The sequence below is a fragment of the Pseudomonas sp. GW821-FHT01E05 genome (assembly GCF_059422425.1).
In genome coordinates, this window is sequence record NZ_JBWKWW010000001.1 from 483,748 (window position 1) to 499,941 (window position 16,194).

The 16,194-nt window shown below is 59.6% G+C and carries 21 protein-coding genes; 7 read left to right on the forward strand and 14 right to left on the reverse strand.

Annotation, left to right across the window (positions count from 1 at the left end):
- Nucleotides 1-44 precede the first annotated feature (44 nt).
- Nucleotides 45-899 carry an RNA polymerase sigma factor RpoH gene (gene rpoH, locus AC07W5_RS02395; protein WP_494990723.1) on the forward strand — a complete coding sequence of 285 codons (855 nt, stop codon included), beginning with the start codon at nt 45-47 and terminating at the stop codon, nt 897-899.
- Nucleotides 900-1,073: 174 nt separating this feature from the next.
- Here rpoH and mtgA read toward each other — a convergent pair whose 3' ends face one another.
- Entirely contained in the window at nt 1,074-1,796 is a 723-nt protein-coding gene (mtgA, locus tag AC07W5_RS02400) for a monofunctional biosynthetic peptidoglycan transglycosylase (RefSeq protein WP_495022726.1), read from the reverse strand.
- Between the two features lie 74 nt (nt 1,797-1,870).
- On the opposite strand from mtgA, the gene AC07W5_RS02405 reads away from it, so the two are divergent.
- The 4 genes from AC07W5_RS02405 to trmB all read left to right on the forward strand — a co-directional run bounded on the left by AC07W5_RS02405 (nt 1,871) and on the right by trmB (nt 4,124).
- A complete protein-coding gene (locus tag AC07W5_RS02405; RefSeq protein WP_494990721.1) occupies nt 1,871-2,242 on the forward strand; it encodes a DUF423 domain-containing protein in 372 nt (123 codons plus the stop codon).
- A 90-nt stretch (nt 2,243-2,332) separates the two neighbouring features.
- Complete coding sequence (thiS, locus tag AC07W5_RS02410) at nt 2,333-2,533, forward strand: sulfur carrier protein ThiS (RefSeq protein WP_494991175.1); 201 nt, start codon at nt 2,333-2,335, stop codon at nt 2,531-2,533.
- 61 nt (nt 2,534-2,594) lie between these two features.
- Nucleotides 2,595-3,389 (forward strand): thiazole synthase, encoded by a 795-nt coding sequence (locus AC07W5_RS02415; RefSeq protein WP_494990720.1) that lies wholly within the window; start codon nt 2,595-2,597, stop codon nt 3,387-3,389.
- 9 nt (nt 3,390-3,398) lie between these two features.
- On the forward strand, nt 3,399-4,124 hold the full coding sequence (gene trmB, locus AC07W5_RS02420) for a tRNA (guanosine(46)-N7)-methyltransferase TrmB (RefSeq protein WP_495022727.1): 726 nt from the start codon (nt 3,399-3,401) through the stop codon (nt 4,122-4,124).
- A 136-nt stretch (nt 4,125-4,260) separates the two neighbouring features.
- On the opposite strand, the gene AC07W5_RS02425 is transcribed toward trmB, so the two are convergent.
- The 10 genes from AC07W5_RS02425 to AC07W5_RS02470 form a co-directional block, all read right to left on the reverse strand.
- Nucleotides 4,261-4,584: a DUF3392 domain-containing protein gene (locus tag AC07W5_RS02425; protein ID WP_494990718.1), complete on the reverse strand. Its 324-nt coding sequence runs from the start codon at nt 4,582-4,584 to the stop codon at nt 4,261-4,263.
- A gap of 9 nt (nt 4,585-4,593) precedes the next feature.
- A complete protein-coding gene (gene hemW, locus AC07W5_RS02430; protein ID WP_494990717.1) occupies nt 4,594-5,796 on the reverse strand; it encodes a radical SAM family heme chaperone HemW in 1,203 nt (400 codons plus the stop codon).
- Nucleotides 5,793-6,386, reverse strand: a complete 594-nt coding sequence (gene rdgB / locus AC07W5_RS02435; RefSeq protein WP_494990716.1) for an RdgB/HAM1 family non-canonical purine NTP pyrophosphatase — start codon at nt 6,384-6,386, stop codon at nt 5,793-5,795. Before rdgB ends, hemW begins: the two co-directional genes overlap by 4 nt.
- Nucleotides 6,386-6,820 (reverse strand): DUF4426 domain-containing protein, encoded by a 435-nt coding sequence (locus tag AC07W5_RS02440; RefSeq protein WP_494990715.1) that lies wholly within the window; start codon nt 6,818-6,820, stop codon nt 6,386-6,388. Before AC07W5_RS02440 ends, rdgB begins: the two co-directional genes overlap by 1 nt.
- 26 nt (nt 6,821-6,846) lie before the next feature.
- The gene (gene metW / locus AC07W5_RS02445) at nt 6,847-7,467 is read right to left on the reverse strand and encodes a methionine biosynthesis protein MetW (protein WP_494990714.1); all 621 of its coding nucleotides are present in this window, start codon (nt 7,465-7,467) and stop codon (nt 6,847-6,849) included.
- 7 nt (nt 7,468-7,474) lie between these two features.
- Complete coding sequence (metX, locus tag AC07W5_RS02450; RefSeq protein ID WP_494990713.1) at nt 7,475-8,614, reverse strand: homoserine O-succinyltransferase MetX; 1,140 nt, start codon at nt 8,612-8,614, stop codon at nt 7,475-7,477.
- 170 nt (nt 8,615-8,784) lie between these two features.
- Entirely contained in the window at nt 8,785-9,072 is a 288-nt protein-coding gene (locus tag AC07W5_RS02455) for a DUF167 domain-containing protein (RefSeq protein ID WP_494990712.1), read from the reverse strand.
- Nucleotides 9,073-9,087: 15 nt separating this feature from the next.
- Complete coding sequence (locus tag AC07W5_RS02460) at nt 9,088-9,678, reverse strand: YggT family protein (protein WP_494990711.1); 591 nt, start codon at nt 9,676-9,678, stop codon at nt 9,088-9,090.
- Between the two features lie 10 nt (nt 9,679-9,688).
- Complete coding sequence (gene proC / locus AC07W5_RS02465; protein ID WP_494990710.1) at nt 9,689-10,507, reverse strand: pyrroline-5-carboxylate reductase; 819 nt, start codon at nt 10,505-10,507, stop codon at nt 9,689-9,691.
- 34 nt (nt 10,508-10,541) lie between these two features.
- Nucleotides 10,542-11,228, reverse strand: a complete 687-nt coding sequence (locus AC07W5_RS02470) for a YggS family pyridoxal phosphate-dependent enzyme (RefSeq protein WP_495022728.1) — start codon at nt 11,226-11,228, stop codon at nt 10,542-10,544.
- Between the two features lie 56 nt (nt 11,229-11,284).
- On the opposite strand from AC07W5_RS02470, the gene AC07W5_RS02475 reads away from it, so the two are divergent.
- Nucleotides 11,285-12,319 (forward strand): type IV pilus twitching motility protein PilT, encoded by a 1,035-nt coding sequence (locus AC07W5_RS02475; RefSeq protein WP_494990708.1) that lies wholly within the window; start codon nt 11,285-11,287, stop codon nt 12,317-12,319.
- Nucleotides 12,320-12,470: 151 nt separating this feature from the next.
- On the opposite strand, the gene AC07W5_RS02480 is transcribed toward AC07W5_RS02475, so the two are convergent.
- Entirely contained in the window at nt 12,471-13,094 is a 624-nt protein-coding gene (locus tag AC07W5_RS02480; RefSeq protein ID WP_494990707.1) for a C40 family peptidase, read from the reverse strand.
- Nucleotides 13,095-13,345: 251 nt separating this feature from the next.
- Between AC07W5_RS02480 and AC07W5_RS02485 the strand changes: the two genes are divergently transcribed.
- A complete protein-coding gene (locus tag AC07W5_RS02485; RefSeq protein ID WP_494990706.1) occupies nt 13,346-13,765 on the forward strand; it encodes an NINE protein in 420 nt (139 codons plus the stop codon).
- 148 nt (nt 13,766-13,913) lie between these two features.
- Here AC07W5_RS02485 and AC07W5_RS02490 read toward each other — a convergent pair whose 3' ends face one another.
- Nucleotides 13,914-15,185 carry a dihydroorotase gene (locus AC07W5_RS02490; protein WP_495022729.1) on the reverse strand — a complete coding sequence of 424 codons (1,272 nt, stop codon included), beginning with the start codon at nt 15,183-15,185 and terminating at the stop codon, nt 13,914-13,916.
- On the reverse strand, nt 15,182-16,186 hold the full coding sequence (locus AC07W5_RS02495; protein ID WP_494990704.1) for an aspartate carbamoyltransferase catalytic subunit: 1,005 nt from the start codon (nt 16,184-16,186) through the stop codon (nt 15,182-15,184). The genes AC07W5_RS02490 and AC07W5_RS02495 overlap by 4 nt, the downstream gene beginning before the upstream one ends.
- Nucleotides 16,187-16,194 lie beyond the last annotated feature (8 nt).

The following is a 16,194-nucleotide window of genomic DNA, read 5'->3' on the forward strand; positions in this document are numbered from 1 at the left end:
CAGTGCTGAACTGCACGAGTTATGTGAGTCGGAGGTTTTTTCGTATGACCACTTCTTTGCAACCTGCATATGCTTTAGTCCCGGGTGCAAACCTGGAGGCTTATGTGCACACGGTGAACAGCATCCCATTGCTGACACCGGAGCAGGAGCGTGAACTGGCCGAGAGTCTCTATTATGAGCAGGATCTTGGGGCGGCTCGGCAGATGGTGCTCGCCCACCTGCGTTTTGTAGTACATATAGCGCGTAGCTATTCCGGCTACGGTCTGGCTCAGGCTGACCTGATCCAGGAAGGCAACGTCGGCCTGATGAAAGCGGTAAAACGCTTCAACCCGGAAATGGGTGTGCGCCTGGTGTCGTTCGCCGTGCACTGGATCAAGGCTGAAATCCACGAATTCATCCTGCGCAACTGGCGCATCGTCAAGGTCGCCACCACCAAGGCTCAGCGCAAGCTGTTCTTCAACCTGCGCAGCCAGAAAAAACGTCTGGCCTGGCTGAACAACGAAGAAGTCCATCGTGTGGCAGAAAGCCTCGGCGTAGAGCCGCGGGAAGTGCGCGAGATGGAAAGTCGCCTGACCGGCCATGACATGGCCTTCGACCCGGCTGCGGAAGCAGACGACGACAGCGCCTTCCAGTCGCCGGCCAACTATCTGGAAGACCACCGGTACGATCCGGCGCGTCAACTGGAAGACGCCGACTGGACCGACAACTCCAGCAGCAACCTGCACGAAGCGCTGGAAGTGCTCGACGATCGAAGCCGCGACATTCTCTACCAGCGCTGGCTGGCAGAAGATAAAGCCACGCTGCATGACCTGGCGCAGAAGTACAACGTGTCAGCCGAGCGTATTCGTCAGCTTGAGAAGAGCGCGATGAACAAGCTGAAACTGTCGATCGCCGCTTAGAACGCAGTATCCAGACAAAAAAACGCCCCGATCTGATCGGGGCGTTTTTGTTTGTGCTGTTGTAGGAGCGAGGCTTGCCCGCGATAGCTGCGACCGAGGTATATCTGAAACATCGCGTCATCGTTCATCGCGGGCAAGCCTCGCTCCTACAGGTTCTGCATCACTCTCCAATGATCACAGCGCCCAAGGCGCCCTGCGCGAATCGTTCAACCCCGCGAGATAGCCATCCCCACCCAACTGGCCCATCTGCTGACGAATCCAGCTCGCGCGTCCTGCAACATAGCTGCTCGGATGGCTGGCGCTCCAGGCTCGCGGGTTAGGCAGTACGGCCCCCAGCAGGCTGGCCTGCTGACGCGACAAGGACGCCGCGCTGACGCCGAAGTGATGCCGAGCCGCCGCTTCGGCGCCGAACACGCCGTCATCCCACTCGACGCTGTTGAGGTACACCTCAAGAATCCGCTGCTTGGGCCAGAAGACTTCGATGAGCCCCGTGAACCAGGCTTCCAGGCCCTTGCGCAGCCAGCTGCGACCGGACCACAGAAACAGGTTTTTCGATACTTGCTGGCTCAGGGTGCTGGCACCGCGGATCGAGCCGCCGTGCTCGTTATGGGCGAGCGCCGCCTCAATCGCGCCGAAATCAAAACCCCAGTGCTCGGAGAACTTCTGGTCCTCGCCGGCAATCACCGCGATTTTCAAGTCGTCGGATATCTCGTTCCACGGCCGCCAGCTGCGTTGCAGCTCAATAGGCTCGCCGTCGAACCAGGATTCGACCTTGCGTTCGACCATCAACGCCGTCCCTGGTGGTGGCACGACGCGAAACACCAGTACCAGCAAAACGCTGCCAACTGCGAACCAGAACAGGGCTTTGGTGAAACGACGAAAAAGTAAACGCAGCATAGAGATGGCTTGGTCGAACCCGTGGAGCGGGTCATTATACAGACCTTGTTGAATGATTCTGACTGGAGTTCCTCATGCTGCGTGGCTTTCTGATGCTGGCTGCCTTCTTCGGGTTTACCGGCGTCGCCCTTGGAGCGTTTGCTGCTCATGGCCTGAAAAGTCGCCTGAGCGCGGAGTACCTGGCGATTTTTCACACAGGGGTCACTTACCAATTGGTGCACACCCTCGCATTGCTGGCGGTAGCGTTGCTGGCGACACAGATTTCCGGGCGTTTGATGAACTGGGCGGGCGCTTCATTCGCCATCGGCATCTTGCTGTTCTCCGGCAGTCTGTACCTGTTGACCCTGACCGGTGTCAGCACGCTGGGTATCGTCACGCCATTTGGCGGGTTGGCCTTTCTGGTCGGCTGGTTCTGCCTCGGCCTTGCCGCTTGGCGGTTGAGCTGACCGAGCGGTCCATTTCATGACGAATGGCTTGGGTCGGCCTGACTGATCGGGCTAGAATGCTGGCCCCTAAAAATGATGACGGCATCCGGCATGCGCATTCAGTTGAACGGTGAATCCTTCGAACTGCCCGACGGCGAAACCGTCGCGGCCCTGCTGAACCGTCTGGATCTGACCGGACGACGGGTGGCGGTCGAACTCAATCTGGATATCGTCCCGCGCAGCCAGCACGCCGAGACGGCCCTCGCCGAGGGTGACCAGGTTGAAGTGGTGCACGCCATCGGCGGCGGTTAGATCACTCGGTTATTCAGCGTCGACACATTCTGCAGAACCTCACCCCAACAGAGGATTTCCCATGAGCAACGTTCGTAGCGATAAGCCCTTCGTCCTGGCCGGTCGTACTTACCAGTCGCGTTTGCTGGTAGGTACCGGCAAGTACCGTGACATGGAAGAAACCCGCCTGGCCATCGAGGCCTCGGGTGCCGAGATCGTCACCGTTGCCGTACGTCGGACCAATATCGGCCAGAACCCGGGTGAACCGAACCTGCTCGACATCCTGCCGCCGGATCGTTACACCATCCTGCCGAACACCGCCGGTTGCTATGACGCGATCGAAGCGGTGCGCACCTGCCGTCTGGCCCGCGAACTGCTGGATGGTCATAACCTGGTCAAGCTTGAAGTCCTGGCTGATCAGAAAACCCTGTTTCCCAACGTAATCGAAACCCTCAAGGCCGCTGAAGTACTGGTCAAAGAAGGTTTCGACGTCATGGTCTACACCAGCGATGACCCCATCATTGCCCGACAATTGGCAGAAATCGGCTGCATCGCCGTGATGCCGCTGGCCGGCCTGATCGGTACTGGCCTGGGGATCTGCAACCCGTACAACCTGCAGATCATCCTCGAAGAAGCCAGGATCCCGGTGTTGGTGGATGCGGGTGTCGGTACTGCTTCCGACGCAACCATCGCCATGGAGCTGGGTTGCGAAGCGGTGCTGATGAACTCGGCCATCGCTAACGCGCAGCAGCCGATCATGATGGCTGAAGCCATGAAACACGCCATTGTGGCAGGCCGTCTGGCATATCTCGCCGGGCGCATGCCGAAAAAACTTTATGCCAGCGCCTCCTCGCCGCTGGATGGTCTGATCAAGTAAGAGCCATTGATGACTGAATCAAACGACATGCCTATCCAGCAGGAAGAAGGCGAAGAACGCCAGCACCGCCGCATCAAGAGCTTCGTGATGCGCGCCGGGCGTATGACCGAAGGCCAGCAAAAAGGTCTGGAACAAGGTACGCCGCTGTTCGTTCTGCCGCTGGCCGATGCGCCGGTGGACTTCGACCAGGTGTTCGGTCGTTCCGCGCCGCGCACCCTGGAAATCGGTTTCGGCATGGGTCATTCGCTGCTGGAAATGGCTGCGGCTTCACCGGAACAGGATTTCATCGGCGTTGAAGTTCACCGTCCGGGTGTCGGCGCGCTGCTCAATGGCGTGCTGACTCAGGGCCTGACCAACCTGCGGGTCTACGATTGCGATGCGATCGAAGTGCTCAATCGTTGTATCGCGGATAACAGCCTCGATCGCCTGCTGCTGTTTTTTCCGGACCCGTGGCACAAGAGCCGCCACCACAAGCGTCGCATCGTTCAAGAGTCGTTCGCTGAGCTGGTGCGTAGCAAGTTGAAAGTTGGCGGCGTGCTGCATATGGCCACCGATTGGGAACCCTATGCCGAGTACATGCTGGAAGTCATGGACGTCGCGCCGGGCTACCGCAACCTCGCCGAAGACGGCAAATGCGTACCGCGTCCGGCCGAACGCCCGATCACCAAGTTCGAACGCCGTGGCGAACGTCTTGGGCATGGCGTGTGGGATTTGAAGTTCGAAAAGCTGGCCTGATCAGCCAGTGCTGAAATGATCGTTCCCACGCTCTGCGTGGGAATGCACATCCCGTGACGCTCTGCCTCACAGCCAAAATCGGACGCAGAGCGTCCATGGCGGCGTTACCACGCGGAGCGTGGGAACGATCAATGGCTCAGCGGCGGTCTGCGACGACGCCGATCAACACCAGCACCACCAACAACACCGGCGCCAGGCTGTAGTTGTTGAACTGGCTCAGGCCGCGAACAATCCACGGTGTGGCGTAGATCAGTGCGGCGCCGCTGCCGATCATGCACAGCAGGGCCATCAACGGGACGCGCAAGGCGCCGGCGATGCTGCCCAGGCGTTGCTCGATCCAGCCTTTGATGTCTGCGCCGAACAGCACCAGCAGGCAGCCGACAAGCGCCAGAGCGATTTCCGAAAGGTTGCTGCGACTCCAGCGGGACACGGTGGCGAGCAGGTCGAGTACCAGATCCATTCGATTTCCTTAGATCAGAAAATATTGCAGCAAGTCATTGAGGAATAGCTGTCCGCGGGCGGTGGCCGTCAGGCGTGTGGGTTCGACCTGCAATAAGCCACTTTGTTCGGCCTCGCGACGGCCTTCGGCAAGGCTTTCCAGCGTCAGGCCGGTGCGCTCCGGATACAGCCGCGCCTCGACACCGTCAGTCAGGCGCAGGGCGTTCATCAGGAACTCGAACGGTAGCTCTTCGTTGGTCAGGGCTTTCTCACCAGCCTTATAGCTTTTGGCCGGGTTGAGGTAGTCCTTCGGCAGGCGCGTTTTCCAGGTGCGGACAATGCGCCCGTCCGAATGGCTGAGCTTGCCGTGCGCCCCGGCACCGATGCCGATGAAGTCACCGAAACTCCAGTAATTGAGGTTATGCCGCGCCGGGCGACCGGGTTGGGCATACGCCGACACTTCGTACTGGGCGTAACCGTGCTCGGCCAGCAGCGCTTGCCCGGCCTCCTGAATATCCCACAGGGTGTCGTCTTCCGGGAGGGTCGGCGGCTGATTCCAGAACACTGTGTTCGGCTCCAGCGTCAGCTGATACCAGGACAGATGAGTCGGCTTCAATGCGATGGCTTGACGCAAGTCGTCCAGGGCATCGTCCAGGGACTGATCGGGCAAACCGTGCATCAGGTCCAGGTTGAAGTTGTCGAACCCGGCCTGTCGGGCCATGCCAGCGGCGCGAATCGCTTCATCGCCGTTGTGGATCCGCCCCAGCGCCTTGAGCTTCTCTTGCTGGAAGCTCTGAATACCAATCGATAGACGATTGATGCCCAAAGCGCGGTAAGCGACGAATTTTTCTTGCTCGAAAGTCCCGGGGTTAGCCTCCAGGGTGATTTCGATGTCGCTGGCAAACGGAATTCGCTGCTCCACACCTTTAAGCAAACGGCCCAACGCTTGCGCGCTGAACAGGCTTGGTGTGCCGCCGCCGAAGAAAATCGAACTCAGCTCACGGCCGTAAACCGCATGCAGGTCTTGATCAAGGTCAGCCAACAGGGCGTCCACATACTCCTCTTCCGGCAGCACGGGGCTGGCAGTGTGGGAGTTGAAGTCGCAATACGGGCATTTGCGCACGCACCACGGGATGTGGATGTACAGCGCCAGGGGCGGCAGCTGGAGCAGGGCCGCGCGAGGCGTCTGCGAACCGCCGAAAATCAGCGGCTGCACGGATGAATCCTGAGTCATGCCAGACCCAAACGCTGATGCAGCAGAGCCATGGCGCGGGCGCGATGGCTCAGCTGGTTTTTCTCGGTCGGGCTGAGTTGTGCACTGGAGCAAGCGCGTTCCGGCACCCAGAACAGCGGGTCGTAGCCGAAACCGTGCTCGCCGCTGGCTTGGGTCAGGATACGGCCGTGCCACAGCCCTTCGCAGAGAATCGGCAACGGATCATCGGCATGTCGCACCAGCGCCAGCACACAAACGAACTGCGCGCCGCGTTCGGCCTCAGGCACATCTTTCAAGACATTCAGCAGTTTGGCGTTGTTGGCCGCATCGCCCTGGCCGTCGGCGTAGCGTGCCGAGTAGATACCTGGCGCACCGCCGAGGAAGTCCACCGCCAGCCCTGAATCGTCGGCCAATGCCGGCAGGCCAGAAATACGTGCGGCGTTACGGGCCTTGAGAATGGCGTTTTCGACGAACGACAGGCCGGTTTCTTCTGGCTCGACGCTGCTGAACTCGCCGATCGAGCGCAAGTGCACCGACTCGCCGAGCATGGCCTGGAGTTCTTTGAGTTTGCCGGCGTTATGGCTGGCCAATACGAGTTGCGTGAAGTTCATTATTCGCCTGGGAAAAGCTCTTGGTTGAAACTGAAGCTGTTGGTGTCGCTGCCAGTTTGAACGTTGATCGTGAAGGTACGGGTTTCCTGCTGGTCCACAGGGAATTGCGCGATGTAGTAGACCGCGCCTTGTTCAGTGATCTGTTTGAAGCTCAACGGGATGCTCTTGCTGGTCAGGTCCTTTACCGAGCCACTGACCTGTGCGATCACCGGTTTGTTGGCCTTGAGCACCGCCACGTTGATCACGCCCTGGTTCTTGCTGCGGATCAGCTCTGCCGCTTTGGCAATATCCGGTTGCAAGTAGGTGGAGTTGAAGGTGTTGTAGTGCACCGTCAGATCACCGAAGGTTTCCTGGCGATCGCTCTTGATTGCTTCGGCCGCCATGGCCGTAACGCTCAGGCAGGCTGTGAGCAGAAACAGAGCTAAACGACCCATGATCGTTCTCCTCGAAATAACGTGGTTTACACCGCGACCTTGTGGTCTTGCAGTCCGGGGCTGCTGACGCGGTAGATGCCGATCTCACCTAATAGATTAGGCCATAGCTTACTGGCCCACCCATGTCGATGTTGTTGATCGACGGCAAGGCGATCGATGACCCGCGCTTCACGCTCACGGCACAGTTCTTCGAAGTCTCCGAACGTGCAGAAGTGGATGTTCGGCGTGTTGTACCAGGTGTAGGGCAGGAACTCCGAAACGGGCATCCGGCCTTTGCTGGCCAGGTACCAGCGGCAGCGCCAGTGACCGAAGTTGGGGAAGGTAATGATGCACTGACGGCCGACCCGCAGCATTTCGTCGAGGATCCGGTCCGGGTAGTGCACGGCTTGCAGGGCCTGAGTCATGACAACGATATCGAAACTGTTGCTGGCAAAGTTGCCAAGCCCTTTGTCCAGATCCTGCTCAATGACGTTGATGCCCTTGGCCACGCACTCGGCAATGTTGTCCGGGTCGTTTTCCAGACCGTAGCCAGTGACTTGCTTGTGGTCCCGCAGCCAGGTCAGCAGTTCGCCATCACCGCAACCGAGGTCGAGCACGCGGCTGCCGGCGGGGATCCATTCTTGGATGATTTCCAGGTCGGCTCTCATGGCGTCCTCAAAGCGAAATTCGGTTCATGTAGTTGCTAAACGCCTGCAGATAGCGCGGGATCGGAATCAGGAAGGCGTCGTGGCCTTGCGGAGCATCGATCTCCAGGTAGCAGACGTCTTTCTTGGCTGCCATCAGTGCGTCCACCAGCTCCCGCGAGCGGGCCGGCGAGAAGCGCCAGTCGGTGGTAAAGGACATCACGCAGAATTTCGACTTGGCACCGGCGAAGGTTTTCGCCAGGTTATCGTCGAAGTTCGCCGCCGGATCGAAGTAGTCCAGTGCTTTGGTCATCAGCAGGTAAGTGTTGGCATCAAAACGCCCGGAAAACTCTTCGCCCTGATAACGCAGGTAACTTTCAACCTGGAACTCGACGCTGTGGAAGTCGTAGTTAAGCTTTTCGCTCTTGAGGCCACGGCCGAATTTCTCGCCCATGGAGTCGTCCGACAGGTAGGTGATGTGCCCGACCATCCGCGCCAGCATCAACCCGCGCTTGGGGATCACGCCCAGTTCTTGGAACGAACCGCCATGGAACTCGGGATCGGTCAGGATTGCCTGGCGGGCCACCTCGTTGAAGGCGATGTTCTGCGCAGACAATTTGGGCGCCGAGGCAATCGCCAGGCAGTGGCGGATGCGGTCGGGGTAGCTGATGCTCCACTGCAAGGCTTGCATGCCGCCCAGACTGCCGCCGATTACTGCGGCCCACTGGCTGATGCCCAGCAGATCGGCAAGACGCGCCTGGCTGTGGACCCAGTCTTCCACGGTCAGCACCGGGAAATCGGCGCCAAACGGCTTGCCGTTTTCCGGGTTGATGCTGCTCGGGCCGGTGGAGCCGTTGCAGCCGCCGAGGTTGTTCAGGCTGACGACGAAGAATTTATTGGTATCAATCGGCTTGCCGGGGCCGATGCAGCTGTCCCACCAGCCGGGCTTGCGGTCAGCGGGGCTGTGAAAGCCTGCCGCGTGGTGGTGACCGGACAAGGCGTGACAGATCAGCACGGCGTTGCTGGCCGTGGCGTTCAGCTTGCCATAGGTTTCGTAGATCAGGTCGTAGGCAGCTAGTGAACGACCGCAGGCAAGGGCCAGGGGTTCGCTGAAGTGCGCCATCTGCGGCGTCACCAGACCAACAGAATCGTGGGGAAAGACAGTGGACATCGACCCTGCTCTCGCTTGAATGAGGCGTAAGTCTAAAGACCGCTGCCCAGACCAGCAACCAAGGAATCAATGATAGTTCCCACGCGCCACAAAGGAATGCGCTCCGCGTCACCTCCAAAGCGGACGCAGAGCGTGGAGCGTGGGAACGATCTTGACGCAGTCTGCCAGCCTTAACGCACCAGTCCCGGCAAATCCGGAAGCTTCTTCGGCGAGTTCACCCGAACCCGTTTCTGTCGATTCAACTCACCGCTGATCAGACTCACCTGGCTCTTGGAAACCCCAAAAGCCTTGGCCAGAAACGCCATTAGGTGTGCGTTGGCCTTGCCTTCGACCGGTGGCGCAGTGAGGCGGATTTTCAGCCGCTCACCATGCAGTCCCGCGAACTCGTCGCTACGGGCTGCAGGTTGCAGGTGACACTCCAGAATCAGATCGTCACCGTCCCAACGGAAATAGCTCATTCAGAAAGACCTGGGCTAGATCAGCAGGCGCAGGATTTCCGGCATCATGGTCATGGCGGCGAGGTTGTTGATCACCAGCATGTCCAGCAGCTTGAGCACCATGAACGCCAGGATCGGCGAAATATCCAGGCCGCCGAGGTTCGGCAGGATTTTGCGGAATGGCGCCAGGGCCGGTTCGCAGATCTGATTGACCAGTTCGGCGCCCGGGTTATGGCTGCCAGGAGCGACCCAGGAGAGGATCACGCTGATGATCAGGGCGTAGAAGAAAATCTTCAGGAACAGTGCCGTCGCGCCAATGATTGACCAGATCAGCAATTGCAGCGGGTTGCCGGTGGTGCCGTAGGTCAACAACAGGGTCAGGGCCATCAAGGCCAGCTGCACGATGATCGCCAACACCAGTGAGGACATGTCCAGGCCGAACATGCTTGGAATGATCCGGCGCAGGGGCTTGAGCAGTGGTTGGGTGGCGCGCACGGCGAACTGGCAGAGCGGGTTGTAGAAGTTCGCCCGCACCAGTTGCAGCACAAAGCGCAGCAGCACGATCAGCAGATACAGACTGCCGAGGGTTTGCAGCACGTAAACCGCTGCGGTATTCAATCCAATCATTCTTGGCTCCTTATTGACCCAGTTGTTCGGCCATTTCGGCCGAGCGGTGCGCAGCGGCGCCGAGTGCTTTTTCCACCAGAGCTTCGAAGCCGCCAGCCTGGAACGACTTGATTGCAGCTTCTGTGGTGCCCGCAGGTGAAGTCACGCGGCGACGCAGTTCGGCGGCGTCGACATCACTGGCAACTGCCATGTGCGCGGCGCCCAAGGCGGTTTGCAGGGTCAGTTGCGCGGCGGTTTCCCGTGGCAGGCCAAGCTTCTCGCCGGCAGCGGTCATGGCTTCGATCAGCAGGAAAAAATACGCCGGGCCACTGCCGGAGACGGCGGTGACGGCATCGAGCTGCTGTTCCTGGTCCAGCCACAGGGCGATGCCGACAGCCGAGAGCAGCTCTTGGGCTTGCTGACGTTGCTCGGCGGAAACCCGGGCAGTGGCGTACAGGCCGCTGACGCCCTGGCGCAGCAACGCCGGGGTGTTGGGCATGCAACGTACGATCGGCTGCTCACCGAGCCACTTGTTCATGCTGGCGCAGGTGATGCCGGCAGCGATGGACACCACCAGTTGATGGGGTTGCAGGCTTGGGCGCAGAGCTTCACACACAGCCTTCATCGCCTGGGGTTTGACCGCCAGGACGATCACATCGGCGCCCTGAACAGCTTCGGCGTTGTCGGCGAACAGTTCGATGCCGTGTTCGGCATGGACTTTGGCCCGGGTTTCGGCGCCCGGATCGCTGGCGCAGATCTGTGCCGCTTCCAGCCCCTTGGCGCGCAGGCCGCCGATCAGACTGGCGGCCATGTTGCCAGCACCGATAAAGGCAATACGAGTCTTGCTCATGACAGGTCCTTATAGAGAGGTGAGTCAGCCACGTTCAGGGCTGGCCGTAATCGCGGGCGCCAAACAGTGCGGTACCGATCCGTACCCAGGTGGCGCCTTGGGCGATGGCCGATTCCAGATCGTGGCTCATGCCCATGGAAAGCGTGTCGAGTGGCAAATTCAGGCTGGATTGCAAGGTTTGCACCACCGCAAAGGCGGCGTCCTGGGCGGCACGATCTTCAGTCGGCTCGGGAATGGCCATCAACCCGCGCAGTTTCAAGCGCGGCAAGGCACTGATGGCGCTGGCCAGGGCAGGCAAGTCGGCCGGGGTGCAACCGGACTTGCTGGCTTCACCGCTGACATTGACCTGAATACAGATGTTCAGCGGCGGTAGTTCGGCAGGACGTTGTTCGGACAAGCGTTGTGCGATTTTCAAACGATCCACGGAGTGCACCCAAGCGAAGTTCTCGGCGATAGCGCGAGTCTTGTTCGATTGAATGGGGCCGATGAAGTGCCAACTCAAGGGCAGATCAGCCAATTCGAGCTGTTTGCCCAAGGCTTCCTGCAGATAGTTCTCACCGAAGTCGCGGATCCCGGCGGCGTAAGCCTCGCGTAGCGCCTCGGCGGGTTTGGTCTTGCTCACAGCCAGCAGGCGGACGCTGTTTTCGTCACGTTGCGCGGCAAGTGCCGCGGCGCGGATCCGTGCATCAACCTGAGCGATGTTGTCTGCTATCGTGGACATTCAATGTGCGCCAGGGGTTTGAGGTTTGCGGCATTCTACTGGAATTGGGGAGCGCTATGGATATCACTGAGCTGCTGGCCTTCAGCGTCAGGCAGGGGGCGTCCGACTTGCACCTTTCCGCTGGCTTGCCACCGATGATCCGGCTTGATGGTGATGTGCGGCGGATTAATTTGCCAGCGTTGGACCACAAGCAGGTTCATGAGCTGATTTACGACATCATGAACGACAAGCAACGGGCGGATTTCGAGGAACTGCTGGAACTCGACTTCTCTTTCGAGGTGCCTGGTGTGGCGCGCTTTCGGGTCAACGCGTTCAACCAGAATCGGGGCATCGGCGCGGTGTTGCGGACTATTCCATCGAAAGTCCTGAGCCTGGACGATCTTGGTATGGATGAAGTGTTTCGCAAGATTACCGATGTGCCCCGCGGGCTGGTGCTGGTCACCGGGCCGACCGGCTCGGGCAAGTCGACTACCCTGGCGGCGATGATCGATTACCTGAATAACCATCGACATCACCACATCCTCACCATCGAAGACCCTATCGAGTTCGTCCACGAGTCGAAGAAGTGCCTGATCAACCAGCGTGAAGTGCACCGCGATACCCGAAGTTTTTCCACCGCGCTGCGTTCGGCCCTGCGTGAAGACCCGGACGTGATTCTGGTGGGCGAGATGCGCGACCTGGAGACTATCCGTCTGGCGCTGACGGCTGCAGAGACCGGGCACCTGGTGTTCGGAACGCTGCACACCACTTCTGCGGCGAAAACCATCGATCGGGTGGTGGACGTGTTTCCAGCACAGGAGAAATCGATGGTTCGGTCAATGCTTTCCGAGTCGTTGCAGGCGGTAATTTCTCAGAGTCTGATCAAAAAGATTGGTGGTGGCAGGGTTGCGGCCCACGAAATCATGATCGGCACCCCGGCAATTCGTAATTTGATCCGTGAAGACAAGGTTGCGCAGATGTACTCGTCAATGCAGACCGGTAGCTCGGTGGGGATGCAAACCCTGGATATGTGTCTCAAGGACCTTGTGGCCAAGGGCTTGATCAGCCGCGAGCACGCCCGTGAGAAGGCCAGGTCGCCGGATGGTTTTTGAAGTGGGAAATGAGGGCCTTGATCGTTCCCACGCTGCGCGTGGGAATGCCTCACTGGACGCTCTGCGTCCGCTTTTTGAATGTGACGCAGAGCGTCACTGGCTGCATCCCCACGCTGGAGCGTGGGAACGATCTAAACTCGAAGGCTTCAAATCAACGCTGAACAATACGCATGGCGTTCGGGTCTTTCGGCAGTACCCGCTTGGCGACGACGTAGTGGCTTTCCCAGTATGGCTTCTTCAGTGTATCGATGGTCACCGACTTGCCGCGGCGCGGCGCATGGATGAAGCGGTCATTGCCCAGGTAGATGGCCACGTGGTTGACCTTGTGGCTTTTGATGTTGAAGAAGATCAGATCGCCTGGCTTGAGGTCCTTACGGTCGACTTTCTGTCCGTGACCGCTGGCCATGGCATTCGAGGTGCGTGGCAGATCGGCCTCGTCGACATCGGTGAACGCGTATTTCACCAGGCCGCTGCAATCGAAACCTTTACTTGGGCTGCTACCGCCCCAACGATAAGGAGTACCCAACACGTTCACGGCACGGCTCAACACGTTGCTGCTTTGCTTGGTCGCCATTGGCGGGACCTGAGTGGTGTCGGCCTTGCTCAGATGAATCGGGTGTTTTACAGAATGTTTGTGTTTAGTGGTGGCTAGTGAAACGTGGGATTTCGGTGTGTGACCATTAACGTTTGGAAGACGTTGCTCACGATTGGTGGCGTGGGCGGCCAGTGGCATTAATAGGCAAATGGTTAGCCATGTCTTGAAAAATGGACGCATAAGGCAAGGCTCTATGTAGGTAAGCGCGCAACTTTATAACAGCTTTTTGGGCTTTTTTAAGGCCGCTGGTCGATTCAACCTAGGGGTCAAGTTCGGCAAATATGCGGTAAATTGGCGCAACTGTCCGACACAAGTCAGGCGCTACAAGGCTTTGCGCCGACTGCAAGGTCGATGAGCCACACGTCGGCTCGACACAAAAAAGTCACAGAGCTACTAAAAAAATTTATCTATCACATCGAAAGAGGGAACCCATGAGCACCTATCGTCAGGATGTTTCGCCGCAGGACACCCACAGTAAGGTGATCGGTTACCTGCTCTGGATTTTCGGCTTTACCGGAGCGCATCGCTTCTATTACGGCAAGCCGGTGACCGGGACTCTCTGGTTTTTCACCTTCGGTTTGCTCGGGATTGGCTGGCTGATCGATTTGTTTCTGATTCCAGGCATGGATCGCGAAGCCGACCTGCGATTTACCGCAGGCCCGATCGAGTACAACGTCGCCTGGATACTGCTGGCGTTCCTCGGTGTGTTCGGTTTACATCGCATGTATCAGGGAAAATGGATCAGCGGGATTATTTACCTGCTGACCGGAGGGTTGTTCCTGATTGGCGTGCTGTATGACTTCTGGACGCTGAATGATCAGATTTCCATCAGGAATGCACAGCGTCGTTAAATGATCGTTCCCACGCTCGCGCGATGATCGTTCCCACGCTCTGCGTGGGAATGCAGCCCGTGACGCTCCGCGTCACATTCAGGAGCGGACGCAGAGCGTCCAGTGAGGCATTCCCACGCGGGAGCGTGGGAACGATCATCACGCGGTATCAGGCCTGGTAGCTGATCCGCCCGTCCACCAGCGTGTAACGCACGGCCGCCGGCAGGCTATGGCCGAGGAACGGGCAGTTTTCGCCTTTGGACAGCCAGGCCTCACCGGCAACCGTCGACGCGGCCGGATCGAACAGCACCAGGTCGGCAGGCGCGCCTGCCGCAAGCTTGCCAGCTGGCAGGCGCAGTGCGTTGGCCGGTCCGGCACTCAGGCGCGCCAATAGCGTTGGCAGATCCAGCAAACCATCTTCAACCAGGGTCATGGCCAATGGCAGCAGCAATTCGACACTGCTGATGCCCGGTTCGGTAGCACCGAACGGCGCCAGTTTGGCGTCCAGCTCATGGGGCTGGTGATGGCTGGAAATGGCCTGAACCACGCCAGATTTCACCGCCGCGCGCAGGCCATCGCGGTCGGCGCGGGTGCGCAGCGGTGGTTGCACGTGATACAGGCTGTTGAAATCGATCAGCGCTTCGTCCGTCAGAATCAATTGATACAGTGCCACATCGGCAGTCACCGGCAACCCGCGAGCCTGGGCCTGCGCGATCAGGGCCACGCCACGTGCGCTGGTCAGCTGGCTGAAGTGCGCGCGCACGCCGCTTTGCTCGACCAACAGCAGATCCCGGGCCAGAGCCACGGTTTCGGCGGTTTCCGGAATCCCCGGCAAACCCAGGAAGCTGGCGGTCGGGCCCTCGTGGGCCAGGCCGCCCTCTGCCAAATCATGATCCTGAGAGTGGAAAATCACCGTCAAATCGAAAGTCGCTGCGTATTCCAGCGCCCGGCACAGGGTGCGGGTGTTGCGGAAACTGTCCAGGCCGTTGCCAAACGCGACGCAGCCGGCATCGCGCAGGGCGATCAGCTCTGCCAGCTGCTCGCCTTCCAGGCCTTTGCTCAATGCGCCGATCGGGAAAACCTTGCAGTTGCCGGCTTCGCGAGCACGGTCCAGGATCAGTTCGGCGACTGCCGAGGTATCGAGTACCGGTTTGGTCCGGGGCGGGCAGCACAGGCTGGTGACGCCACCGGCCGCGGCAGCGCGGGTTTCGCTGGCAATCGTGCCTTTGCGGCTGTAACCCGGCTCGCGCAGGGCGACATTCAGGTCGACGAGGCCGGGTGCGGCCACAAGGCCTTTGGCGTCGATGGTGTCGACGGCAACGAAACCGGCCGGAGCAGCGCCAAGGGCGACGATCTTGCAGGCTTCGACGTGGATATCGGTAACTTGATCCAGACCGCTGTCTGGATCGATGACGCGGGCGCCGAGGATGCTGAGCTTCACTGGGCGTTCTCCTGCTGGAATTGACGCTGGGCAGTTTGCCCGCTCATGGCCATGGACAGCACGGCCATACGTATTGCGATGCCATAGGTCACCTGGTTGAGGATCACCGAGTGCGGACCGTCGGCTACCGCCGATTCAATCTCCACCCCACGGTTGATCGGCCCCGGGTGCATGACGATGGCATCCGGTTTGGCGCCGGCCAGACGCGCGGTGGTCAGGCCGAACAAACGGTAGAACTCGCCTTCGCTCGGCAGCAAGCCGCCGGTCATGCGCTCGCGCTGCAGGCGCAGCATGATCACCACGTCGACGTCTTTCAGACCTTCGGTCATGTCGGTATAGACCTTCACGCCGTACTGCTCGATACCGATTGGCAGCAATGTTTTCGGCGCGATCACGCGGATATCCGGGCATCCGAGGGTCTTCAGCGCGAGCATGTTCGAGCGCGCGACCCGCGAGTGCAGGATGTCGCCGACGATGGCCACCGAGAGGTTTTCAAAACCACCCTTGTGCCGACGGATGGTCAGCATGTCGAGCATGCCCTGGGTCGGGTGCGCGTGACGGCCGTCGCCACCGTTGATAATCGCCACCTGCGGGCATACGTGTTCGGCGATGAAGTGTGCTGCACCGGAATCGCCGTGGCGCACCACGAACATATCGGCAGCCATGGCTTCAAGGTTGCGCAGGGTGTCGAGCAGGGTTTCGCCTTTGCTCGCGGAGGAGGTCGACACGTTCAGCGTGATGACGTCCGCCGACAGCCGCTGGGCGGCCAGTTCGAAGGTGGTACGGGTGCGGGTGGAGTTCTCGAAGAACACGTTGCACACGGTTTTGCCGCGCAGCAACGGGACTTTTTTGACCGCCCGGGCGCCGACTTCAAGGAAGGAGTCAGCGGTGTCGAGGATTTCGGTCAGCAACTCGCGGCGCAAACCGTCGAGCGAGAGGAAGTGGCGCAGCTGGCCCTGATCATTGAGCTGCAGCGGGCGCTTGGTATTGAGAGGCGTCATCGCAATGG